Origin of the sequence: Dyella caseinilytica (assembly GCF_016865235.1) — a bacterium.
GTDB classification, from domain to species: domain Bacteria; phylum Pseudomonadota; class Gammaproteobacteria; order Xanthomonadales; family Rhodanobacteraceae; genus Dyella_B; species Dyella_B caseinilytica.
Genome location: NZ_CP064030.1, coordinates 1373131 through 1398171, shown reverse-complemented (window position 1 = coordinate 1398171; position 25041 = coordinate 1373131). Strand labels below are relative to the sequence as shown.

The following is a 25041-nucleotide window of genomic DNA, read 5'->3' as shown; positions in this document are numbered from 1 at the left end:
TACCTTGGTGCTGAGTCGCTCCCTCTCCCTGCCAGAGAGAGGGTTGGGGTGAGGGGTTGCGCTTGCATGATCGCCATACCGGCGTTCCCGCAACGATCAGGCAAATGCAAGAGCGCCCGAGCGTACCTCAAGACATCCGTTCAAGGGTCAATACGTCCCGACAGACAGCCCGCTCGCACCTTGACCGGCACGGCGACCTGGGCGACGACCCCGCTGCGCGCACCAGCCTCGCGTTGCACCGCCTGCGCCTGCGCGGGCAACACGCGCAACCCGGTGAAGTTCGGCGCCCACACCTTCGTGACCCCAAGCTTGTCCGGCTTGCCAAGCGTCATATCGGTCCAGTTGAACACCATGCGCAGATGGCCGCTCCACGGTGCCCAGGCACTGATCCAGGAGCCCAGCACCACGTTATGTTCCACATCGAAATTAACGCTGTGTTCGTCCAGGTAGATGCCATTGCCTTCGCCGCTGTGGCGCATGTCGATGGCGTTGCGCACGATGCACGACGTGTCGGGCGTGGAGGTGCCCTGGGTATAGATGGCGCCACCGTCGGCCAGTTGCAGCATTACGCGTTCGATGCGGTTTGCCACAATATGGATCGATGACTGCACCGGCGCCTCGCCCTCATAGTCCCATCCCCAGCCTACGGAGATGCCGGTGTAAGGCAGGTCGCTGATCGTGTTGTGGGCGATCTCGATACCGTTCACGAAACCGGCCATGATCGCGACATTATCCCGATAGATCTGCGCAACGTGGTCAATCCTGTTGTTATCGATCACGAAGTCGGACGACTTGTCGTCAGGATGCGCAGGATGTGCCTCGGTATCACCCACGAAGATCGCACCACCGCCAAGGTCGAAAAAGTGGGAGTTCAGCACGGCAGCGCCATGTGTGCCGCGAGAGAACGCAATCCCGGCGGCTGCCGTATGAGCAAAGGTATCCCGGTCAAAGACGATATTTCGACCGGTATCGACCTGCACTGCCGCGCCGATCCGGTTCATACCCTCGCCATTGTCGGGTAGCGCTGTTCTCCCCTCTCCATCGACAACGTAACCCGCTTGCAAGCCTACATAGCCATCGTCAGACAAAGGCTTGCGCCAGCCGGTGTAGGAAAACGTGATGCCGGAGAACGTCAGATCATGCACCGGCGCATCGGATGTGCCACCCAGTCGAAGCAGTTGCTCCGCCACGGGTATCTCGATAACGGCGTGCAGTAAAGATTCATCCGTACGTGGCCGGTAAAGCAACAGATGCTGCTGCGTATCCACCGTAAAGCTACCTGGCTCGACGGGCACGCCGACCAGATTTTCGAACCCATCCACACCGCTGTAGTACTTACCCACCGGGCTGGCCACGCGCCAGTCACTTTGAGAATCGAGCGTCGTGTTGTGCCAGCAGGGTTGCGCAAGCGTCACGCGATCTTCGCCCAGCGCGGTCACCGCGCAGCGAAAATCTCGCCAGCGCACGTGGAGCACCACCATCGAGCCGACTTGCAACATGCGCATCGTCGCCGGTGGAATACCCGACAGACCCTTCGCGTCCACCTTGCAAGCGGAACACGATGACGTCCGTGAGGGTTCCCGACGTTGACCATCCAGATAGACACTCGATAAGTCATCCGCCGACTGAATCGGAAACACCCACAACGCGCCGCGCTGTTGGCCCGCTATCGCTCGGCTACCGATCAAGACCGGATGAGCACCCGGCGCAGCATGCCAGCGCACTGGATGTTCTGGCGATCCACTGTCCATCGCGGAGAATTGCAGCGGTTGCAGCAATCGATAGGTGCCCTCGCGCAATGCGACATCAACGTCCATATCGCCGTTGCGCCGCAGTGCACGCGCACGTGATTGCGCGGCAGCCAATGTGCAAGGAGTGGATGCCGTGCAGGGTCCCTGTGTAGCACCCAAGGGCGATGCGTAGAGTGTCTCGGCAAACACTGAATGCGGAAATGCCAGAAGAAGCAGCAAGCCAAAACCGCGACTCACCATAACAATGCTAATCCGACGGGCATACCGCCGAATCAGTCCCAAACTGCCATCGCGCATGCCATCTCCCAACCGCCGACTTCGGTCATGCCAGCCATCTCATGGCCGATGCAAACCTCATTAAACAGAATGATTCCATCGAACCCATGCAGCGCTGCTGCGCGGCAATACAACGTGACAGATGCCGTGTGCGTCGGCGTTGATAGAATGGCCAGCTGCAGTACCATCAATGCCCTCAAGGACGATGCCATGCCGGCTGTCCAGGGACGGCGCGGACAGACGCATCAACTTGCCCGCATCGAAACCCTTCAGACCACTTATCGCAACCGAAGCGTCACGCGTGGGGTCCTTGTTGATCAAGGCGACCTGCACTGCGCCATCGCGTAGTGCAGCGTAAGCCGTCAGGTTTACACCCGCGGCATCAAGGCGTCCTGGCAGCATCTGTGCACCCGCGAATTGCTGTGCCAACAACATCCCGTAGTACAACGGCCGAGGTTGGAAGCCTAGCTCCGCGTTGCCCGCAATCGCCGAATAGCGTGACGTGACCGCATCACGGCGGGCGGACGTGTCGGCAGCCGTGGTTGCAGCATCCACACCATGTCCCAACGACGCTTCCACCGACTCCAAGGTGCCACCATGGAAGTTGATGCCGGCCACACCACGCTGTGCGAGCGCAAGCATGAAATCCGCACCCCACAATGCCGACGCAAAGACATTGCTGACGCCGTCACGGCCACCGAAGTAATAAGAATTGGCTTCGCTGAGCCGGAATGGCAGATGTGTCCCGTCCGCTACGCTCATGATCTGATCGACTTCTGCATAGAAGTCGGTGTCAGCAGCGAGCAAATTCGGAATCGAACCGTTGGATGCCGCGTCGCGATAATAATGGCGGCTCAGAAACACGTTCTCCGTACCATGCCGCTTCGCGTAGTCGATCACCCAATCGGTATTCGCACCGGTATCGGGACCAGCGATCGGCACGCCCGCCGCGCGAATTGCTGCAGCATAGGGCACCCACGCGGCGTCAAATGCCGCGTAGTCTTTCTCATAGTTGTTGGCCTCGTTGCCAATCTGAACCGCCAGCAATGAATCACCAACGATTTGCTGCACCGCGCGTGACAGTTCTACCGCCATCGCCGGCACGCCGATTTTGAGATTGACGCCGAAGACAAGTTTCCAACCCGTGGCACGTAGAAAGCCCGCCAACGCATGCAGCGACTGCGGGTGCAGCACGAATGTGCTCTTTGGGCCGATCTTGCCGGCTTGTTGTACCGGAAGCGTGCCACGGTACTCGCTCCACACCGTGTAGTCGCTGGTGTTGCCGCCGATGCGCAGCACACCATGCGGACTCAACTGACGAAACAGTTGTATCAATGCGTGATTATCGGCCGAGAAGAACGCGGGGTTCGCCAGTTGCAAGGTTTCGTAACTGAATCCGGTCAGCGTGTCACTGACAAGTCGTCCAGGCTGCTCGGGCTGCAACGCGAACGTGGCCTGTGCCGGTGTACCCGGCAACGACTGCGCTGCTGCGGCAAGTCGCGCGAACGATGACGCCAGCGGCAGCAGCGCGGCTGCCTTGATCAGTTTGCGCCGTGAGGGGTCGAACATGCGGCCTTCTCCTGAACTTGCACGACAAGGGAAAGTGCCGGGCGCGCGAGACGCCCGGTCTGTTCATGGCGACTGCGGTGTCAGCTCCAGCGTCAACACCTCGAACGGCGCAAGCTGCACCACTTCGGGATGATCGGCATCCAACTGCGTCGGCACTTGGCTGCCGCCGCTCTTCCAGACATCACGCACACTGAATCGGCGAGCCGCCGTTTTCGGCAATTCCAGCTGACGTTGCAGGTCGACCACGGCCATCTGCGGATGCGAATCCGGATTGCGCAAGGTGATGATCGATTTGGCCGGTGACCACGATGCCCAACCGTACACATTGAGCCGCCCCGGATCACCGCCGACCCAATGCGTATCGCGCAGCACATCCGCATTGGCCCGCGACCATTTCGCCGCCTCGGCCAACGTATCCCAGTCTTCCTTGCTCAACAGAGACGGCGTGATGTACATCTCCTGCAGCTGCGTACCGGTAGCAAAGTAGGAATGCACTTCGTTGGGGAAGTCGTGCCCCGGATCGGTATTCAGGCGCGTGTTTTTCTGCGCATAGATGATGCCGTGAAGCATCAACGAATTGATCGGAAACAATGGCCCCTGGATCACGATGTTTTCGTAGGTTTGCTGGTCGCGATAGGTGATCCACTGTTCGCGCTCGGTACCCACGCCAGCATGCCAGTCATCCTCACCGCCACGCCAGATTGAATCGGCGTAACGCAGCCAGAACGGTGAAGCCCACGTGCCCGTGGTGAGGTTGATGTAGGTATCGGGTTTGTCCTTGCGGATATCGTCGATCAGCTGAATCGCCGCGGCGAAATCGCTGGTAAATAAACTGCCAGGAAACACACTGCTGACATTGCCGGTACCGTCGAACTTGAATTGGTTGATGCCATCCTTGTCCAACAATGCCATCACCGCGTCATGGAACCGCTGGTAGTACTTGGGGCCGGACAGCGCGAAACCGCCATCGATGATCTCGTAACCGGCCGCCTTGCCGTTCTTGATGCGCTCATCCTTCGGCTTGCTGTAGCCGCCCCACGGTGACAGCCACACGCCGGGTGCCGCACCATATTTCGCAGCCGCCTCACGCAAGGGCACAAAGCCGTGCGGAAAATCCTTGCTGAAATGCCAGCTGCCGCTGCGATCGTCCCAACCGTCATCGAACAGGAATGAATCGAGTTTCACACCACGCTTGACGCTCAATTCCTGCCCGAAGGTATTAATACGGTCCAGCGCTTCGGCCTCCGTATAGGGCGTGAAGTAGCCGATGTCATACCACGAGTTGTAGTGCAGGAATGGCCGGTAAGGATGCGCCCGCTCACGTTCGACATAGGCCGCAAAATCGCGCCGCAATTGATCGTCGTGGGTGACGCCGGCCACGGCCGAATAGGTGATCGATTGCCCCTTGGGCAAAGGCAAGCCCTCGTCCATCCACAAGTGAACCTGCTTGCCTCGGACTTCACTGCTCGACAAAGGTTGTTCGAAGCCGAAATAGTCCTTCCCCGCCACCACCGGCGAGCCCTGCACCGTGCCAATCACTTCGGCCTGATCCGCCTTGACCTGCAGCAGATCGATGCGCGAAATGTCCTCGTTCTTCTTCAGTGCGGTGACGGTAACGATTTCGCGCAAATAATCGCTGCCTTCGCGCTGTACCCATTGCCAATCCACGCGAATGCGACCGTCCGCATCGCCGAAGCTCGCTTCGATAGCGTGTCCCGATAACCGTTCCGCTTCACGCGATGCGTTGGGATCAGCTTTGAGCGTCACGTCCTTGATCGGACCGAGCAAGGACAACTGCGCGGCATCGAGCTTGCCGCCATCGCGAAAGGTCAGCGCGAAAGGCGAGTCCACGGCGATATCACGCTGATTGACATGATCGGTCAGCACCATGCTGCCAAGGTGCGCGCCATTGCGCTCCCAGCGCACCGATATCGCCGCATTGCCAAATGTGCTGGATTCAGGGGCGGTGTCGGCGAACGAAGGCGATGTACCTGCCGCGATGCCGGCAACCACCGCAAACAACCCAACTGCCAACAGCTTGTGTCGCAGTACCGCGCTTTCGGAACGATGCAACGTCAATGAATGGGGCATTTCACTCAATCTCTAGGGGTTGATCCGAGACCCGAAGGCGACGGCAAGCTGCATATCCCTAAACTAGGCGATGCAGGTTGCCGCAACCATCGGGCGTTGGTTCACGGGCTGGGTCAGTAGTCGTACGTCACGCCAAGCCGCACGTAGCGCGGTGTCTGCAACAGCATGGGTGTTCCATACAGCGGATTGGGCGCAGCCGGCACGGTACCCGTGTTGTATTCCGAATATTCGTTGAGCGGCGCCTGACCGTTGAACAGATTGACCACGTCCAGGCTGAAGCCCAGTTTGTGGTCCGCGAACGCCGGGTTGTAGCGGACACCGATGTCGACCTGCTTCATCCACGGCAGACGGCCGGCAGCACCTGGCGGTGATGGCTGGCCGTTACACCAGTTATAGAGCGAACCGTAGCCGTCAGGATCCGTCTGGTTTGGGCCATACAAACCCAGACAGTTCTTGGGACCACCCGAGACCAGCGTGAGGTTGGCCGAAACCTGCCACTCAGGCGTCAGCTGATAGTAGCCGTAGGCCTTGATCTGATGAGTGTGATCCTGACCAAGCGGGCCACCGGCATATTCCATCAGCTGAGGGAAATTCCAGTAGGTATCCAGGTTGGCTGCGAGCGCCTGGATATCCGTCTGGCCAAGACTCTCCGTGTTGCCGTAGCTACGCGAGAACAGGTAGTCGATCTTGCCGTACCAGTGCCCGTCGAACGGATGCTCCAGGAACGTTTCGAGGCTGTAGTACTTCAGTGACAGTGTCGGCAAACCCAACTCGGCATTGGTCAGCGTCACGTTATGGAAGGCGCCGCTGGGGTCCTGCACGGCAAAGGTGTTGGCCTGGCCCGGGTTGAAGTAGTAGCAGGTGGCATTGCTGACGTCGTCAATGCCCATCGAGGCCGCTTTGTTGATAATGACCTGATTGTTGCAGTATTGCTCGACGTCATGCTGCAAGCTGCGCTGCATGGCCTTGGCACCATAGATCCAGGATGAGCCGAGCGTTTTGGTAAAGCCCAGAATGAATTCGTCCTGATCCTCGGACTTCAGATTCTGCGCCGTGACCGTATTCGGATTGGGCGTCTGGCCATAGAAATTGTTGGCCGACACGGGTCCGGACACCTGCGTCAGTCCTGTCGGCGTGCCATTCGCGGCGATGCCGCTGTAGGTGTAGTACTGCTGCGTGATCAGTACCGGATTGGCCTCCAGGCCGGTGACCAGCAATCCGCCGAGATAATAGCGACCGGCGTTGCCATACACCTTGAAGCTGCCATCGCCGTTGACGTCCCAACTGAAGCCTATGCGCGGCGACCATTGCGGCTTGGTCTGCCGCATGTAAGGCTGGGACGCTGCGTTGTAGTTGGTGAAACCGTCGTCGCGCAAGCCCAACGACAACAGCCAACGATCAGACACCTGCCACTGATCTTCGATGTACTCGGCGTGCTGCACCGCGGTCAGATTGCCGCCCTGAGTGGAGATGTCCTTGCTGACGTAGTAACCCGAGGCTCCATTCGGATAATTGGCAATCGGCCCCACTCCCAGAGCCGGCACCAGCGCCTGCGTTGGATTGGGTGTGTAACCGTAGCCCCAGTAATAACCGGGACCGGAAACCTCCGTCAGCTGATCCAGGGCACGGGTTTGCAAGTTATCGATACCGGCCGTGATCGTGTGATCGCCGAGCACATAACTCAGACTCAGTCGCAGGTTATTGGTGGTGTAGTACGGGTTGGTCAGCGAGCTGACGATCTGATCGCCATTGTTCGGCACCCCGTTGTTAAGCGCGGGATTTTGGTACGTGGCACCCGAAATGTAGGTCGCGTCGGGGTTGTAGCCCACCGGAATGCTGTAATTGAAGGTCTTCATCTGGCCGTACAAGGCCGTGAAAGTCAGATCGTCCGTGATGTAGCTGGTGAACTTGGCTGACCAAAAATCGCCGCCGCTCTTGGTGTTGTCGGCATATCCCGCGAACGAGGTTGCCTGCATGGTTTTGTAGTTGTAGTCGTAGACCGTGCCGGACGTCTCTTGCTTACTGGAAGCGGCGGTCAATTCGAGCAGGTTCTTGTCCGTGATATTCCAATTGATCTTGGCGTACCACTTCGGCAGGTGCTTCTGGTAATTCTCGGAGGTACCTGGTGCCGACGCGATGCCGCCCGAGTTGATCGGACTGCCCTCGCTGGAGGCCACCGGACCGACCGTCTGGCCGCCGACATTGCTCATTTCAGCGGAAAGGAAGAAGAACAGCTTGTCCTTGATGATCGGACCGCCAATATACGCGTCGTAGACAGACGTCCATTGACTGTCCTTGCTGTTGGGATCGAACAGGTTTCCTGCCACTGGCGAGGGAGGCAAGCCGTTCGCGTAGTAAGTATTGGCCTGCGTGCCAACAACGCTGGCCGGCATGTACTCGATTTGACCGCCGAAGTGCCATTCGTCCGTACCGCTCTTGCCGATCAGGTTGAGCACACCACCATCGGAACGGCCGTACTGGGCGCTATAGCCGCCCGTATAGACTTCTTCCTGCGAAATCGAACCGTAGGGCAGCGTGATACCACCTTGCCCGAGCCACGGATCGGTCGTGTTGAATCCGTTGATGTAATACGCGTTCGTTTCGACCGACGAGCCGCCGAAACTTGGCAGTGCAGCGCCCGTTGTACTGGAAAAGCCACCGCCATCGAGTACGGCACCCGGGGCAAGCAGCGCAGCCGCTTCCGCCGTATGCCCCAGCGGGAGTGCGGCCAACTGCTGCGCCGTAATCACCGTGCGCGAGTCCACCGAACTGACGTCGATCGGTGGCGAACTGTTAGCAGACACAGATACGCCTGACAGCTGCTTGGCTTGCACTGGCTGTTCGGTGAACGACACGTTCACACCGACGCCAACGTTCAACACCACATGCTCGTGCGTCTGCTCGGCAGTGCCGTTGCGCATCAGCGTGACGCTGTAGTTACCGACCGGCAGCTGCGCGGCGTTGTAGCGGCCACTACTGTCGATCTGAATCTCGCGCTTCAGGCCGGTATCGCTACGGATAACAACACTGGTCCCCTTCTCAGGAGGTACCTGGCCGTAGATGTTGCTAGTCGTCGACTGGCCGTATGCGCCAGCGGATATCAACAAGGAACCGATCGCGATTCCCAGGCTCTTACGTTTCAACAAAACTGCGCATTTCATGGCCCAACCCCTCTCTGAATCACTTTTTTAGAAAAAGCCGGCTAAAGCAGCCGTCGCTGATGTCTCGCAAACCCTTGCGACGTGAGATGACCGTAGTGGTCACCCCGATCGTGATGTTGTTAGCGCCAGCTCCCCGCCGAGCGGATCGCACGTAACCCACCGTGCATGCACATAAAATGCGATCAACTTCATCACTGGCCGGAACTCTCCCGCGTGCCCGGCCATTCCTCTCATCCAACTCAAAGTTTTTTTCGAAACACCTCATGATGATCATTAAAGTGATCAAACTTTCATCCGGCTGGAATGAACGAGTGCCGCCGATTGGCTTTCGCGCGGCACCACGCTCATGCCAGCCGTCAGAACTTCTGCTGATAACGCAGGTACACGAAACGGCCGATGTCATACGACGCGTTGTAGTCGTAATACGCATCCGTACCCGCATTGAAGCCACCGCCATAGATATACGGACCGACGCGGTTGAAGATGTTGTTCACACCCAATGAAACCGTGCCCTTCCATGGCGTATTCCAATGCACCTGTAAGTCGTTGAAAGTGACCGATGGGAACTGCGTCAGCGGTGAAATGCCAACACCGGGCTCGTAGTAATCCGGCAGCGTGCACGGAAAGACCGTGGTCGTGGTCGGTGGCGGGTAAGCGCAGTAACCCTTGATCGGTGAGAAGTAACGCACCGTCCAGTCGGCACCGAAGTTATGCCAATCCCAGCTCACCGTGAACGTGCCACGCACTCGCCATACCGCGCCATCCAGATTGCCGTAGGCGGTGCCCGCCGTGTACTGCACCGCCGAGCCAATCGTCGGCAAATCATTCATGGTCGCGATGTAGGTGCCTTTTAGCGACAGCTTGAACTTGCCGAAGCTGTATTCTGGCAACGCATAACTCGCACCGAAATCCCAGCCACGCTCCTTCAACCAGCCGGCATTGGTTTCCAGATTCATCAGATTGATGATCTGGCCGGCCAACGGTCCATTGCCACTCTCACGCTGAAATTGCGAACACGCCGATGTGATGCCGAACTCGTAGCAATCGGCCAACACCTGATCATTGCTGATGCTGGTGATCAGGTTACGTATGTTGTAGCTCCACCAATCGACACTGGCATTGAAGCCCGGTAGCCATGACGGGCTGTAGACCATGCCCACGTCGCCGTTGTAAGCCGTTTCCGGTTTCAAGTTGGGGTTGCCGCCGTTATAGCTATTGGTGACCCCGTAAGAATTCGGCGCCGTCACCGGAACACCGGTGATACCGGTCTGACGGAAGGTCGACGAAACCCCAGGAAGGCCGCCGAAACCGCTAAGACAGCGCTGCGCCACCACCGGGCTATAGCCGTATTGCGCTGGACCGTAGACCGAATCGCACGGATCGGTGAAGCCGCCAGCCAAATAAAGGCCTTGGTACAGATCGTTGATGGTCGGCGCGCGGAAGTTGGTGCTGTAGCTCGCACGCACCATCACATCGTCGATCGGCTTCCAGGCAAGTTTCACCGAATAGTTTCGCGTACTGCCAAAGTTGCTGTAGTAAGACCAGCGCTGCGCCACATCCAGGGACAAGCTTTGCACGCCCGGCAGATCTTTCAGCAAGGGCGCATAAACCTCTAAGTAGCCTTCGTTGAGGTTGAAGCTGCCGCTATTGGGTTGAACCGAGTAATCGCTGGAATAACCCGCGGTGGCAAAGGGATCGGTATCGTCGAAACCGGATTCTTCGCGGTGCTGGATACCTCCCGCCACCGTCAGGTCGCCACCCGGTAGTTCGTAGACATCACCGCTGATGTCGGCCACAAACGCGCTCTCGTCATAGCCAGTGTGCTCGTTATTATCGATGGCGATGTAGTTGAGCATCTGCTGGGTAACGTTACCAAGCGGATTGAGTGGTACGCAGCCTGCGATGACATGGCCTGGCGTGCCGCACACCACTTGGCCATTCTGCATGAACGATGGCCCCAAAGCCTCGGTGACATTGATCAGGTTGTATTGACCAGGACGGATATCGTCGTCGCGAATCTTGCTGTTGTAGTAATACGCGTCCCAGTTGAAGACGTGATCGCCGATATTGAAGTCACCTTCCAAACCACCGCTGTAGCGATAGTTTTTCGAGGTGCTGTCGTTGGTGTAAAGAATTTGCGGGAACGCGCGCACGAAATTCACAGCCTGCGGCGTCTGGCCCGGCGCGTTGTACGGGTTGTAGTAACTTTGTGCCGAAAGAACGATCGGGAACTGAGGCAAGTTGGGCGGATTGCTGGATTGCCCGCTATAGAGATAACTGGGCCCACCGGCCCCGCCGTTCCAGCTTTGGTTGTAGCCGAACTCGAAATGCGCCGTGATGTGGTTGGTGATCTTGTAACGATCGGCCAGATAAAGGTTCTTGGTCTTGTTGGGGCTCAGAATGGTGCTGAGATTGTTGTAGTTGTAGATGTATGAACCCGCATTGGCGAGGCTGGTGACATTGCCGTTCGCGCTAAAGGTGCGCGGCTGCATGAACGAATAATCGGCAAGGTTCGTCGAGTTGCCACCCGGATTGAGCATCAGGGTGTGGTCGCCCGCGATGTTCGGGTTGTTCAGCGGCGAATTGGTGATGATGCCGCTATTTGGCGGCTGATTGGTGAGTCCAAAATATGGGTAATTGGCCGTATAGGGATATGCCGAGTAAGGTCGCGCACCACCCCATACCGCCCCCTGATATTGGTAAGAGACACTACCCACCAATGAATTGCGCTCGGTGGTTGATCCACCCGTTACGCTGTACTGCGCCTGCGTGCCATCTTCATGCGGCGCGTATTCGCCAGCATAGGTGTCGACCTGCACGCCCTGAAAGTTCTTGATAGTGACAATGTTGATCACGCCGGCAATCGCATCCGAGCCATAGATGGCGGATGCGCCGCTGCCAAGGATGTCGATATGGTCGACGATCGAGGCGGGAATCACGCTGATATCGGTATAGCCGCCGTGTACCGCACCGATGCGTTCGCCATCCACCAACACGAGCGTGCGCTGTGCCCCAAGCCCGCGCAGATCGATGAAGGTGCCTCCCTGATTCGGACCCAGCGAGGCCGCGTCACCGCGACTGAGATCCGGTGTCGCCGCGGAGGGAAGGTTTTGCAGCAATTGGCCGACGGTCGCGAAACCCTGCCGCTGGATATCCTGCCGCGTGATGGTGATGGTTGGCAGCGCCGTTTCCATATCCACGCCACGGATGTTTGTACCCGTAACGGAGACCTCTTCAAGCTGCTTCACCGGCTTTTTCGACGAAGTGGACGAGTTGAAATCAGGTGTGGTGCTTTGCGTGTTCGATGTCGAATTCTGGCTTTGATCTGTGATGGTGGCGCTGGTTTGCGCCCATGCATTTCCCACTAACGCCAAGCCTCCCGTGACACAAACCACCTGCATCGTGATGAGTGACCTATGGATGGATAACGCCGACAACCTCCTGCTCTCGCCATTGACGGCGAGACAACCAGCCTTCGTAATACGCATGACTGCCCTCCCATGTTTTGCCGCCGTGCGCAGATTTGCACTCCTCCCCTCTGCTACCGGCGGCTTGTGAATGTCCGCGGAAACGTTCGTTTCCCCTTTTTCACCTCTGTTAGAAAATTCAGGCGCAAGCTCTCCCGTCCGGACGACTAGCGTCCGGTTGAAGCCCTCGCCATTTGTCATGCCAGGCGCTGTATCCGCACTTGCGGCAGCAACGCCTCGACCGCCCGCCGTTCGACGAAGCCGGTCTCCTCACCCTGCGCATTGGCCGCACCGCATGCAGTGCCCAAACGCAGCGTGTCCTCCAAACTCATGTCGCGCGCCACACCCACCGCCAAACCGGCCAGCAGGCAGTCGCCCGATCCCACTGTGTTGCGAACCTGATCCAGCGGCAGCTCGGCATGCCAGATCCCGTTTGCATCGCCAGCCATCGCACCCAATGCACCCAACGTCACCACCGGCATGCTTACGCCGTGTGCCAGCAAGCTGCGCACCGATTCGACGGCGGTATCCAGATCGCACACAGGTTTTGCATGCAGTTCGCTGATCTCGTCACGATTGGGCTTGATCAGGAACGGGCGCGCCTCGACGGCATGCCGCATCGCTGCACCACTTGCATCGATCAGACAGCGCAAGCCGACGCTTTTCACATAGCTCGCCAATTCCGCATAGGTTGTCGCGTCGAATCCGCGCGGCAGGCTGCCGGAAAGAATCACCAGATCGCTTTCATCGACGCTGCGCCGGAAATCCCGCAACAGTCCGTCGCACTCGGCCTGGCTGAGCTGTGGCCCCTGCCCCAGTATTTCGGTGATTTTTCCGCTGGCATCACGCAACGCCATGCAGTGACGCAATTCGCCAGCGACTTCCACACCGTGGAACAACACGCCACGCTCGCTCATGCGACGACAGATCAGATTGCGATGCGGCGCATCGACCAGGCCAATCAATTGCACACGTTCGCCCAGTGCCGCGATGGTCTGCGCCACATGCACGCCTTTGCCGCCGGGATAGACCTGTTCGGAACGCGCGCGGTGAACTTCACCGGGCTCCAGCGCATCGAGCTGGATCAAGCGATCGATCGCGGTATTGAAGCCGGCGACGGTAATCATGGTTCGACTGCCAACAACGCCAAAGCTTCGTCAACGGTCGCCTGACGCGTCGTACCACCGATACCGCGTGTGGACAGGCTGCCACACGCACTGCCCCAGCGCATGCAATCCATCCATGACATCTCGCGCAGCCACGCGTGCAGGAAGCCGGCATCGAAGGAGTCGCCCGCGCCAGTGCTGTCGATCGCATCGACGGCATAGGCCGGTACGTTGATCCATTGATCTTCACGCAAGCTGGTGCAACCGCGCCGGCCGCGCTTAACGATGGTTTGCGTACGGCCGTTCTGCACGACGGTCAATGCTTCCTTGATGGCACTGCAGCCGGTGATCGCCAACAACTCTTCCTCGTTCGGCAGGAAGATATCGACTTCGTTCAAGGTATCGAGCAGATCGTTTTCCCAGCGCTGTTCGGGATCGAAGCCGGGATCGAGCGAAGTAGTAAGCCCCGCTTCCGCAGCCCGCGCGAACAGCTGTCGGCAGCCCGGACGCAAGCCTCGTTGCAAGTAATACGAAGACACGTGCAGATGGTCGGCTTTCTCCAGCCAGCTATCTTCGATCTCATCCGCGCGCAGTTCCGCCATCGCACCGGGGAACGTGACCAGCGCGCGATCCTGCGTTGTCGACAGTGATGCTGTCACGCCGGTGCGCAATACGCTATCCGGCTGCAGCGACGTCACATCAATACCCGCATCGCGCAAGGCGTGCAGGCAGAATTTGCCGGAGGCGTCCGTACCGAGCTTGCCGTGAAAAGTCACCGGATTGCCCAGACGCGCCAAGCCCATGGCGCAGATCATCGCGGAGCTGCCAGGCGTCATCACGAAATCGTCAGCCAGCACTTCCTTGCCGAGCGTCGGCGCGGCGTGGCAACCCTTGAACACGAAATCGACGTTGATTTCGCCAATCACCAGAATGCGCGCGGGACGATCGAGTGATGTCACGGCTTCGCTCCATGGATCGCGAAATCCTCCACCACGCGCGTCAACACACCTTCGGACGGCGTGTCCGGCTTGCAACCCAGTTGCAGGCAACGGAAGAAGGCAAGCAATTGGCCAGTCACGACGCCAGTGAGCATCGACGCCACATCACCGCCGCTGATCGCAGCCGACGTCGTGATGGCGACATCCTGCAGCCCCAGCACGTCCGCCGGCACGTCATCACCGATCACCAGCTTGCCCATGCCCAGCCGCTTGCGCGATAGCTCGCGCAGCACATCGCACTCGTAATTGCGCACGGCGGGATCGGGTGAAAGCAGCGCCACGATCACCGTATGCGGATGCACGAAAGACATCGGGCCATGGCGCAGGCCGAGGAAGGTCTCTGCCATGGTGACAACCTGGCCACCGGTCATCTCCAGCATCTTCAGCGCGCCTTCGCGTGCAGCACCAAACATGCCGCCGCTGCCCAGGTACACCGCCGACCTGAAATCGCGCTGCGCCAGCATGGCAATGTCATCGGCGTGCGCATCGAAAATGCGCTGAGCGTTCGCACCGGCCGTTTCCACGGCGCTGGCCGCCAACGCATCGCGCGTGCCCTGCAACAAGGCCGTGCCACCCAGCAACAAGTTAGTGAAGCTGCTCGTCATGACCAGGCTGCGGTCATTGGTGCGCTCGTCGAGCACCAGCACGGTGACGCGCGGCTCGTCACGGTAATGCGTGGCGAGCTTGCCGTTCGCGTTGCAAGTGATGACCAGATGACGCCAGGCCGGCGCGTGCTCCAGCAGCATGTTGACCACGCCGCCACTCTCCGGGCTATCGCCCGAACGCGCCAGCGAGATCAACAAACCCGGTCCCGGCGGCAGTACGCTGCGGCCATGGGTCAGCAAGGTGCCGGCCGCGATCGCCTGCACCGGCACGCCCAGGCCGGCCTGCAAAACAGGGGCAAGGCACTCACCGATGTAGATGGAACTGCCCGAGCCGGTCAGCACGATGTGGGCGGGGTGCGGATCGAGCGCTTTCGCCAGCTGCGCCTGTGCCGCCTGGTTGCGCAACAAATCGAAAGTGTCCTGCCAGGTAGCCGGCTGCTGCAAAATTTCGCGCAGGGTATCGGCGTAACCCGCGGTCTGCTGCGCTTCCGGCGTCGCCCCTTGGAGCAATCTCAACATGTTTTCTTCTTTCGTTTTCTTATGAAGTATTGACATTTTGCTCAATTCGCTCGAATGTGAAACCATCCGATGACGCTCCCAGAGTATTCGAAATGAAAGATCCTTTACAACACCTTTCGAAATCTTCCGAAAAGTTTTCGAATTTGTCCCTATCACACGGCAAGCGGACTCGCCTGTGGCGTCTGATGTACGGGCACGGACCGCGCAACGGCAGTCTGCTCGTCCTTCCGTTGGACCAGGGTCTGGAGCATGGTCCCACCGACTTTTTCCCCCACCCTCCCGCCGTCGATCCGGAATATCAGTTCCGGCTCGCGGTGGAAGGGAATTTTTCCGCCATCGCGCTCGGCGTCGGCTTGGCCGAGAAATACATGGGGGAATGGTGCGGGCAAATTCCGCTGATCCTCAAACTCAACGGCAAGACCAACATCCCTAGCGACGCGGACGCCACGTCGCCATTGTTTGCCTCGGTGGAAGACGCCGTGCGACTGGGCGCCGATGCAGTGGGCTACACCATGTATGTCGGTTCGCCGCGTCAGCATGATGAATTCCGCCAGTTCGAAAAGGTGCGCCAGGATTGCGAGCGTTTCGGCATGCCGCTGGTGCTGTGGTCTTATCCGCGCGGCGCGGCCATCGATGCGAAAGGCGGCAAGGGCAGCCTGTACGCACAGGATTACGCCGCCCGCGTAGCGCTGGAACTGGGCGCTGACATCGTCAAGCTGCATGAGCCTGACGACAACACTGCCAACGTCCCGGCCCCCTACAACACGCTGCAGGAAGACGCCTCGGCACGCACGCAGCGCGTGGTGCGCTCAGCCGGACGCACGATGGTGCTGTTCTCCGGTGGTGAAAAGAACGACGACGATGCTGCCGTGCTGCGCAAGGTGGAGTTCTACATGGCCTCCGGCGCAAACGGCGTGATGTTCGGCCGCAACATGTGGCTGCGCCCGCTCGAGCAAGCGATCGGGTTGGTGCGGCAGGTGCACCAGATCATGGCCAAGTATCCGCGGTGATAACCAAGGTATCCGCGTGGCTGTGGGAACCCACCCCTCTTCCCCCTAGCCCGCGGCGCCGCGCTCCCTCCCCGGTGGGATGCCCCGTGCATCCCCCTCACTCCCACCGGGGAGGGGGTTGAGGCGATAAGCTCGACCTTTGGATAAGGCGAGCAGCGTTTCGCTCGTCATCCCGGCCTGCGCCGAGGCGTTTCATAACGGCGAGGCCGGTCAATGACGGCGCGGCGCAACAGCCTCTTTCATTCACACCACCTCGATGCAGCGCGGAAGCGATGTCACACTCAAAACGCAAACCGTCCCCCCAAGGCTGGTCCTTCCGCACCCACACCCGCGCCGGCTGCTTCTGCTGCGCGCCACCCAACGGCGCAGGCACGATCAAGGCCAGCGGCAAGAACCCGCTGCAAACCGCGCCGGATACCAGCAAGAGCGAATTGCGCCTGAAGGATTTCAAGCCGCACAGCATGCTGCGCGTGCCCAAAAACCGCATCGAACGCCCGCGCTTTCCAGTCATTGATGCGCACACGCACCTGACCTGGTCACGCAAGGTCCGCAACGGCGTATCGGTAGGTGAAGACATCACCGTGTTTGCCAAACCCGAAGATCTGCTGCCGGTGATGGACCGCAAGGGCGTCCGCACCCTCGTCAATCTCACGGGCGGGGTCGGCAAGGGGCTGGAGCAGAGCATCCAGATGTTCGACCAGGCCGCGCCGGGGCGTTTTGCTACCCTCACCGAACCTTCTTATGAACACTTTCCCGAGCCGAACTATGCGCAGTTGCAGGGCGACGCCATCGCCCACGCACATCGTGTTGGCGCCCGTGGCCTGAAACTGCTTAAAACGTTGGGCCTCTACTTGCGCGAGCAGGTCGACTCAGGCCCGTTGGTGCCGGTGGATGATCGCCGCTTCGATGCGATGTGGGAGGCCTGTGCCACACATGACATGCCGGTGTTCATGCACGTTTCCGATCCGGAGGCATTCTTCCTGCCGACCGACGAACACAACGAACGCTACGAAGAACTCGCCAATCACCCGGACTGGTCGTTCTATGGTCCCGAGTTCCCCAGCAATGAAGAAATCCTGGCCGCACGTGACCGGGTGATCGGCCGCCATCCGAAGACCACCTTCGTGCTGATGCACGTGGGCAACTGGGCCGAAAACCTGGGCGCGGTGGCGGACTGCCTGGATCGCTTTCCCAATACCCTGGTGGATATCAGCGCACGTATCGGTGAGCTGGGACGCCAGCCGCGCACGGCGCAGCGCTTCTTCGACCGCTACCAGGATCGCATCCTGTTTGGCACGGATGCCGTGCCCTCCCCTTACGGCGACGATGTGCCGCAGCAACTGTTCGGCGACGAGCTCTACGAAATCTATTACCGGTTCCTGGAAACCGAGGACGAATACTTCGACTACGCCCCCGCCGAGATACCCCCGCAAGGCCGCTGGTCTATCTACGGCGTGGGCCTCACAGACACGGTGCTGCGCAAGATATACCATGACAATGCCGCCAGGATCTTGAAGCTCGCTCATGAATGAAGTTCGCGCCTCCGTCCCCTCGCAACGCCTGCTCGTCGAGGAACGCCGACGCCTGATCGTCGAGTACGTCGAAAGCAATGGCCGCGCCACGGTCGAAGAGTTGGCCAGCCGTTTCAAGACATCCAGCGTCACCATCCGCAACGATCTGGAAACGCTGGCGCGTAATGCGGTCATTGCGCGTTCGCATGGCGGCGCGCTGCCGATCACGCAAACCACCACCAACGATATTCCGCTCACCATCAAAGAGCGGCGTTCGCATCCGGAGAAACTGCGCATCGGCCAGGCTGCGGCAAAGCTCATCCAGGATGGTGAAACCATCATCCTCGACTCCGGTTCCACGACGGTGGAAATCGCCCGTCAGATCCGCCAGATGAAATTCGAATCGCTGACGGTGGTGACCAACGCGCTGAACATCGCGATGGAGCTTTCTGGTCTACAGAATATCCGCGTGATGATGCTGGGCGGCCTGCTGCGGCAAACCTCTTATTCGCTGGTCGGGCCCGATGCGGAACAGGCGCTGTCGCGCATCTCCGCCGATCGCCTTTTCCTCGGCGTTGACGGGCTTGATCCGGTCGTTGGCGTAACGACGCCCGATCCCCTGGAGGCCTCACTCAACGCATTGATGATTCGCGTATCGCGCGAGATCATTGCTGTGTTCGATGCCAGCAAACTCGGTCAACGCAGCCTGTCAGTGATCACACCGGTGCAGACGCTGCACACCGTCATCACGGATAACAGCGCTGCACCCGACATGGTCGATGCGCTGCGCAATGCCGGTGTCAAGGTGACACTCGTCTAAGCCAGTCCGTGCGCCCTCTTCCCTTCGAGGAGAGGGAGCAGAGCACGCAACCGTCACACCAATTGCGCGCGCTCCAGCGCCGCAAAATGCCGTTCCAGCCGCGGCCCCAGATAACACTGCGATCCACACGGCAACAAGCCCACTTCATGGAACGCACGCAAATACCATGACGGCGAGCGCAGATAGAGATCCTGGTGATCGCCATCAGGGTCATCGCGATTGGTGAACACTTCAAGAAAAGCGATGCCTTCGAGCATCTCGCCAATGCCGATCAGCCCGGCGCGGATTTCGGCAGGCTTGAGGTAATGCAGCACGTCCGTGCATACGATCACATCAAAGCGCGTATCGAAGCGCAGCTCCGCCAACTGACCGAAGCGCGCCAAACCGATATTGCGGCTGCTACCGTAACGGCGCACGGCGTATTCGCTGGAATCCAGGCCGCGGTAGTGGATATCCGGCCGCAGCGCGCGCAGCGGCGCGCGCCATACCCCCTCGCCGCAGCCGATATCCAGCACATTGCGGACGGGCCGGCCGAGGTAGTACTCCGCCTGCGCCACCACCATCGCCACCTTGCGCTTCAGAGCCGCCGCGGATGTCACCGCATGCTTGGGATCGCGGTACCACTTGTCGAAGTAAGCTTTGTCGTAAGTTTTGCGCATGGTTGGGTTTCCTCGAGCCTTAGAGCCTGTTCACGATCTCAACGCAGTCCGCCAAGCTCCCGCATAGCCGCCATGCGGCCGCGCGCGACTGGACCAGACAGCCAGTCTGGCGCTGCATCGCACGCAACCACCTGACCGCTATGCGGGAGCTTGGCGAACCACGCTGAGACCATGAACAGGCTCTTACATGGTAACTCCGTGTTAACAACGCTGCCTCATTACGTGAATCACAACCCAATATGGTTCACTTTTCGCAACAGTTTGGTCAGCGCACGACACGGCCAGACGTTGAGGCAGGCAAGACACTCAACAGGGGAACCCGCAATGCCTACCAAGAGTCGCCCAAAACCACGCTTGCGAAGCTCGATGCTGCTGACCCCGCTGCTCATCATCGCCCTCGCAAGCTCCGTGCAAGCGTCGGGCTCCGCGCCACTGAGCGCCGACGACGTCGCCTGGCTGCACCGCGATACCTTCGGCCTGGACAGTGCCACCATCGATCGCTACCGCGAACTGGGCCGCACGCGCTTCCTGGATGAACAGCTAGCCGGTGGGGACGATCCCCTGCCCCCGGACGTCGCGCCGTTGATCAACAGCTACGAAGTATTCAATACCGCGCCAGCGCAATTGGTGGCCGAATACCGGGACGAACAAAAGAAGGTCAAGGACGTCGATGCCGCCGACATCAGCGCCAAGGATATGGCCAAGAAAGATTTCCAGATGTACCGGCGCGATCTTTACAAGCAAAGCATGGAAGTGGAATTGCTGCGCGCCATCTACGGCGGCAATCAGTTGAAGGAACAGATGGTGTGGTTCTGGCTGAATCACTTCAGCATCTACGCGCCCAAGGGCGGCGTCGGCCTGTTCACCACGGACTACGAAGAAAATGTGATCCGCCCGCATGCGCTGGGCAAGTTCAAGGATCTGGTGATGGCCACGCTGGAAAGTCCGGCCATGCAGATCTACCTGGACAACTCCAAAAATGTGCGCGGAAAGACCAACGAGAACTATGCCCGCGAGTTGATGGAGTTGCACACGCTGGGCGTCAATTCCGGCTACACGCAGCAGGACGTGCAGCAGCTCTCGCTGATCCTGACCGGCTCGGGCATCGTGCCGCAACGTACTGGCCCCGGCGTCATCAATGGCGTCGACGATACCTTCTTCCGTCAGCGGCCCGGCGTGGTACACAACGGGCTATTCGTATTCTTGCCGGGCAAGCATGACTTCTCCGACAAGACGTTCCTCGGCCACACCATCAAAGGCAACGGTTTCGACGAAGTCGAGCAGGCCGTCGACCTGATCGTGCAGCAACCGGCTTGCGCCAAATTCATCTCGCGCCAGCTCGCGCAGTATTTCGTTGCCGACGATCCGCCCCAGCCACTGGTCGATGCGATGGCAGAAACGTTCCAGCGTACCGATGGTGATATCGCCGCGGTGTTGCGTACGATGTTCCTGTCCAAATACATCACCGCCAGCTATGGCAAGAAATTCAAGGATCCCACCCAGTTCCTGGTTTCCGCGATGCGCCTGAGTTATGACGGCAAGCCCATCACCAATGCCGATCCGCTAGTGAACTGGATGAACCAGATGGCCGAACTCCCGTACGGCCATATCACACCGGATGGCTGGCCCACCGACAACGCAAGCTGGTCCAGTTCCGGCCAGATGGCCAAGCGCTTCGACGTCGCGCGGGCCATTGGCAGCGGCCACAATAGGCTGTTTGCGCGCGCGGATGGCCAGGTAACGCAAGCCGATCCGCCGATGCTCAACTCCACGCTGTTCCAGCAAACACTGCAGCCGACATTATCCGCCGCTACGCGCGATGCACTGGCCAAGGCCAGCTCGGCGGTGGAATGGAATACCTTCCTGCTGTCCTCTCCTGATTTCAATTACCGCTAATCGCCGCCGAGGTATCACCATGAAACGTCGTGAATTCCTGCTTGCCGCCGCCGGGGCCGCTGCACTTCCCGCGCTTTCGTTCTCCGGCCGCCTGTTCGCCGCGCCGCCCAATTCACCGCGCTTCCTGTTCGTGTTCCTGCGCGGCGGCTATGACTGCAACAACTTCCTGGTGCCGTACAGCAGCGACTTCTATTACGAATCGCGCCCAACCATCGCCATCGCCAAGCCGGATAACAACAATCCGAACACGACGATCCCGCTGGACGCCAACTGGGGCATCAATCCGGTACTGCGCGATTCGATCTACCCACTGTGGCAGAAAAAGCAGGTGGCGTTCATTCCCTTCGCAGGCACCGACGATCTGTCGCGTAGTCACTTCGAAACGCAGGACAGCATCGAGCGCGGCGAACCGCTCAGCCAGGGCAGCAACTTCCGTTCCGGCTTCATGGCCCGCTTGTCGAGCACGCTTACCAGCGTGCCGGCGATCGCTTTCACCAACAGTCTGCCGCTGAGCTTCCAAGGCGCCGGCAAGGACATTCCGAACATCTCGCTCAAGGGTGACACCAAGGCGCATTTCGACGAACGTCAGTCGTCGATCCTGGCCGGCATGTACAAGAACACCTCGCTGGCCTCTGCCGCCGCGGATGGCCTTAGCCTGCGCACCACGGTATCGATGGATCTGCAGAACGAAATGGTCGCCGCCAGCCGTGGCGCGCCGAATGCTTCGGGCTTCGCCCAGGAAACGCAACGCATCGCCACGCTGATGCGCGATCAATACCGCATCGGCTTCGTCGATGTCGGCGGCTGGGATACCCACGTCAATCAGGGCAATGTCACCGGCGGACTGGCCAACAACCTGCGCAACCTCGGCCAGGGCCTCGCCGCGTACGCCGCTGCGCTCGGCAACGAATGGAACAACACCACGGTCGTGGTCGTTTCCGAATTCGGCCGCACCTTCCGCGAGAACGGTGACCACGGCACCGACCATGGCCACGGCACGGTGCACTGGGTGCTCGGCGGCAAGGTCAACGGTGGCCGCATCGCTGGCGAGCAAGTGGCAGTCAACCAGCAAAACCTGCTGCAGAACCGTGATTACAAAGTTCTCAACAATTACCGTGATGTGTATAGCGGCTTGCTGGGTCGCATCTGGGGTCTCAACAACAGCCAGTTGCAGACGATCTTCCCACAGGCGAAGCCGCGCGATTTGCAATTGGTTTGATTTGCCGCACCTCCCCCTCTCCCCTTTGGGGAGAGGGCCGGGGTGAGGGGCCAATCTTGCGACAAGACGGCTCATTGCGCAGACCATTCATTCTGCGACACTCCATGCAATCGTGAAGTTCGTCGCAAGCTCATCCCCCCACCCCAACCCTCTCCCCGGAGGGGAGAGGGAGCCAAAGTGATTCCGGCTACTATTCACAGCACATCTCGCTAGTCATAGCTCGAACGTCTCCCGCGCCAATGGAACCCGCTGCATGCGTCCGACTGCCCTCACCGCCCTGTCGCTGTCGATAAGCTTACTGATCGCCGCTCCTTTCGCCATTGCAGCCACGCCAACCACGCTTGGCCAGGACGACGTTGCCTGGCTCAAGCGCGATGGCTTCGGCCTGGATACAGCCGCCGTCGCGCAATACCGCGCACTCGGACGCAAGGCGCTGCTCGAAAAGCAGCTGGACAATCGCATCGCCGATACGCTGCCAGCGCCGGTCGAAGCACAGATCGCATCCTACGAATCGTTCCACACCCCGCTGCAACAACTGCTCACTTCCATCCAGCAGGAGCAGGAACTCATCAAGGCCATGCCGAACGGCCCCGAGAAAGACGCCGCGAACAAGGCCCTGCAAACACACGCCAATCAACTCGGCCAGGAATCGCAGCAGGCGGAAATGCTGCATGCCATCTACGGCCCTAATCAGCTCAAAGAGCAGTTGGTGTGGTTCTGGCTCAATCACTTCAGCATCTACGCCGGCAAGGGGCGCATTCGCTGGGAGTTGGCGGATTACGAACAGAACGCCATTCGCCCGCACGCGTTAGGCAAATTCCGCGACCTGGTGATGGCCACGCTGGAAAGCCCGGCCATGCTGGAGTTTCTCGACAACGCCCAGAACGCCAAGGGGCACGTCAACGAAAACTACGCGCGCGAGCTGATGGAGTTGCATACGCTGGGCGTCAATTCGGGCTACACGCAACAGGACGTACAGCAGCTTGCGCTGATTCTTACTGGCGTCGGCATTGCCCCGACCAACGGCAAGCCGGAAAAATTCAATCCGAAAATCGCGCCGCAAGTCGTCAAGAATGGCCTGTTCGAATTCAATCCGCAGCGGCATGATTTCAGCAACAAGGTGCTGCTGGGCAAAACGATCAAAGGCAGCGGCTTCGACGAAGTAGAGCAGGCCGTTGATCTGATCGTGCAACAGCCGGCTTGTGCGCAATTCGTTTCGCGCAAGCTGGCCGAATATTTCGTCTCCGACAACCCTTCGCCCGCACTGATCGCAAAAATGGCCCATACCTTCCATCGCACGGACGGCGATATCGCGCAGGTAGTACGCGTGATGTTCGAATCGAAGGATCTGTTGGCCAACGCTGGCAAGAAATTCAAAGACCCAACCCAATTCGTCGTGTCCTCGGTGCGCCTGGCCTATGACGGCACGCCCATCGTCAACGCGCAACCGCTGGTGGGCTGGCTCAATCAACTCGATCAGCCTTTGTTTGGACGCATCACGCCCGATGGCTGGCCGTTGGACAACGAGAGCTGGTCCAGCTCCGGCCAAATGGCCAAGCGCTTCGATATCGCCCGCGCCATTGGCACCGGCAACAATCAGCTCTTCACGCCCGTGGGGAGTGACGCGCGCGGTGCAGGATTCCCGATGCTGACCACACGCCTGTATTACGACGCGATCGAACCGAATCTGTCACAGGCAACGCGTGGTGCACTGGCCAAAGCGACGTCACAGCAGGAATGGAACACCTTCCTGCTTTCATCGCCAGATCTCAATTACCGGTGAAGAACTGCATCCCCCAACTTCCGCTTCACATTTTTCGAGACGTCTAAAATGCCTCACCGTCATTCCGGCGAAAGCCGGAATGACGACAACGTATCACTGCATCTCCGCGCGTAATTCAGATAACCGGATTACTCAGCATCACCTGTACGCCGATACTCGCCCTGCATCACCAGCTCCCAATTCACGCCGCCATCAAACGAGCTTTCCAGCGTGAGCCGATAAAGTCCATCCACCACCATTTCATAGCTATGACGCGTCTGCCCACGCGACGACGTGCGCAGAAAAACCAGCCGCTTTCCATCCCAATGTCCTGCAGCCGGCTGTGACGGCGCAAACCCATAGCTGTCGAACCAATACAGTGCGTATTCGCCAGGCTCCTGCCCCGCAACCAACACTACATGTGCCTGCAGCGCGGGCTTGCCATCCCGCTCCTCGCGATAATCCTGCAGCAGCACCTTCCCGCCCAGATCAAACCGCGCATTCACGTATCCCAAGGCGGGACCACCCTGCCCCCAGCGCGTCGTGGCAATCGATTCGTCACCCGTCCACTCGCCGGCCAATGCTGCGAGCACATCATTACCTTGCAACAACATCATGACG

The 25041-nt window shown here is 59.5% G+C and carries 16 protein-coding genes; 6 read left to right on the top strand and 10 right to left on the bottom strand.

Annotation, left to right across the window (positions count from 1 at the left end; translation table 11 throughout):
• Window positions 1-140 precede the first annotated feature (140 nt).
• From ISN74_RS05940 to ISN74_RS05905, 8 genes are all read right to left on the bottom strand, one after another.
• Window positions 141-1991 (bottom strand): right-handed parallel beta-helix repeat-containing protein, encoded by a 1851-nt coding sequence (locus tag ISN74_RS05940; RefSeq protein WP_203546712.1) that lies wholly within the window; start codon window positions 1989-1991, stop codon window positions 141-143.
• Window positions 1992-2108: 117 nt separating this feature from the next.
• A complete protein-coding gene (locus ISN74_RS05935) occupies window positions 2109-3596 on the bottom strand; it encodes a glycosyl hydrolase family 79 C-terminal domain-containing protein (protein WP_188798308.1) in 1488 nt (495 codons plus the stop codon).
• Between the two features lie 63 nt (window positions 3597-3659).
• Window positions 3660-5687, bottom strand: a complete 2028-nt coding sequence (locus tag ISN74_RS05930) for an enterotoxin (protein ID WP_229679033.1) — start codon at window positions 5685-5687, stop codon at window positions 3660-3662.
• 113 nt (window positions 5688-5800) lie between these two features.
• Window positions 5801-8848, bottom strand: coding sequence for a TonB-dependent receptor (locus ISN74_RS05925; protein ID WP_188798306.1), 3048 nt, complete (start codon window positions 8846-8848; stop codon window positions 5801-5803).
• A 356-nt stretch (window positions 8849-9204) separates the two neighbouring features.
• Window positions 9205-12336, bottom strand: coding sequence for a TonB-dependent receptor domain-containing protein (locus ISN74_RS05920; RefSeq protein ID WP_188798304.1), 3132 nt, complete (start codon window positions 12334-12336; stop codon window positions 9205-9207).
• A 176-nt stretch (window positions 12337-12512) separates the two neighbouring features.
• The gene (locus tag ISN74_RS05915) at window positions 12513-13442 is read right to left on the bottom strand and encodes a 1-phosphofructokinase family hexose kinase (protein ID WP_188798302.1); all 930 of its coding nucleotides are present in this window, start codon (window positions 13440-13442) and stop codon (window positions 12513-12515) included.
• Complete coding sequence (locus ISN74_RS05910) at window positions 13439-14380, bottom strand: carbohydrate kinase family protein (RefSeq protein ID WP_188798300.1); 942 nt, start codon at window positions 14378-14380, stop codon at window positions 13439-13441. The genes ISN74_RS05915 and ISN74_RS05910 overlap by 4 nt, the downstream gene beginning before the upstream one ends.
• Entirely contained in the window at window positions 14377-15543 is a 1167-nt protein-coding gene (locus tag ISN74_RS05905; RefSeq protein WP_188798298.1) for an SIS domain-containing protein, read from the bottom strand. Before ISN74_RS05905 ends, ISN74_RS05910 begins: the two co-directional genes overlap by 4 nt.
• Window positions 15544-15728: 185 nt before the next feature.
• Here ISN74_RS05905 and ISN74_RS05900 point away from each other — a divergent pair, with 185 nt between their 5' ends.
• The 3 genes from ISN74_RS05900 to agaR all read left to right on the top strand — a co-directional run bounded on the left by ISN74_RS05900 (window position 15729) and on the right by agaR (window position 18884).
• The gene (locus ISN74_RS05900) at window positions 15729-16553 is read left to right on the top strand and encodes a class I fructose-bisphosphate aldolase (RefSeq protein WP_239004486.1); all 825 of its coding nucleotides are present in this window, start codon (window positions 15729-15731) and stop codon (window positions 16551-16553) included.
• A gap of 272 nt (window positions 16554-16825) precedes the next feature.
• Window positions 16826-18085 carry an amidohydrolase family protein gene (locus ISN74_RS05895; RefSeq protein WP_188798294.1) on the top strand — a complete coding sequence of 420 codons (1260 nt, stop codon included), beginning with the start codon at window positions 16826-16828 and terminating at the stop codon, window positions 18083-18085.
• Window positions 18078-18884, top strand: a complete 807-nt coding sequence (agaR, locus tag ISN74_RS05890; protein WP_188798292.1) for a transcriptional repressor AgaR — start codon at window positions 18078-18080, stop codon at window positions 18882-18884. The genes ISN74_RS05895 and agaR overlap by 8 nt, the downstream gene beginning before the upstream one ends.
• 53 nt (window positions 18885-18937) lie before the next feature.
• On the opposite strand, the gene ISN74_RS05885 is transcribed toward agaR, so the two are convergent.
• Window positions 18938-19543 carry a class I SAM-dependent DNA methyltransferase gene (locus ISN74_RS05885; protein WP_188798290.1) on the bottom strand — a complete coding sequence of 202 codons (606 nt, stop codon included), beginning with the start codon at window positions 19541-19543 and terminating at the stop codon, window positions 18938-18940.
• Between the two features lie 324 nt (window positions 19544-19867).
• On the opposite strand from ISN74_RS05885, the gene ISN74_RS05880 reads away from it, so the two are divergent.
• The 3 genes from ISN74_RS05880 (at window position 19868) to ISN74_RS05870 (ending at window position 24441) form a co-directional block, all read left to right on the top strand.
• Window positions 19868-21439 (top strand): DUF1800 domain-containing protein, encoded by a 1572-nt coding sequence (locus tag ISN74_RS05880; RefSeq protein ID WP_188798287.1) that lies wholly within the window; start codon window positions 19868-19870, stop codon window positions 21437-21439.
• A 19-nt stretch (window positions 21440-21458) separates the two neighbouring features.
• Window positions 21459-22658: a DUF1501 domain-containing protein gene (locus tag ISN74_RS05875; protein WP_188798285.1), complete on the top strand. Its 1200-nt coding sequence runs from the start codon at window positions 21459-21461 to the stop codon at window positions 22656-22658.
• Window positions 22659-22911: 253 nt separating this feature from the next.
• The gene (locus ISN74_RS05870) at window positions 22912-24441 is read left to right on the top strand and encodes a DUF1800 domain-containing protein (protein ID WP_188798283.1); all 1530 of its coding nucleotides are present in this window, start codon (window positions 22912-22914) and stop codon (window positions 24439-24441) included.
• 128 nt (window positions 24442-24569) lie between these two features.
• Here the strand turns inward: ISN74_RS05870 and ISN74_RS05865 are convergent, their stop codons facing one another.
• Window positions 24570-25037, bottom strand: a complete 468-nt coding sequence (locus tag ISN74_RS05865) for a DUF1579 family protein (protein ID WP_229679031.1) — start codon at window positions 25035-25037, stop codon at window positions 24570-24572.
• Window positions 25038-25041 lie beyond the last annotated feature (4 nt).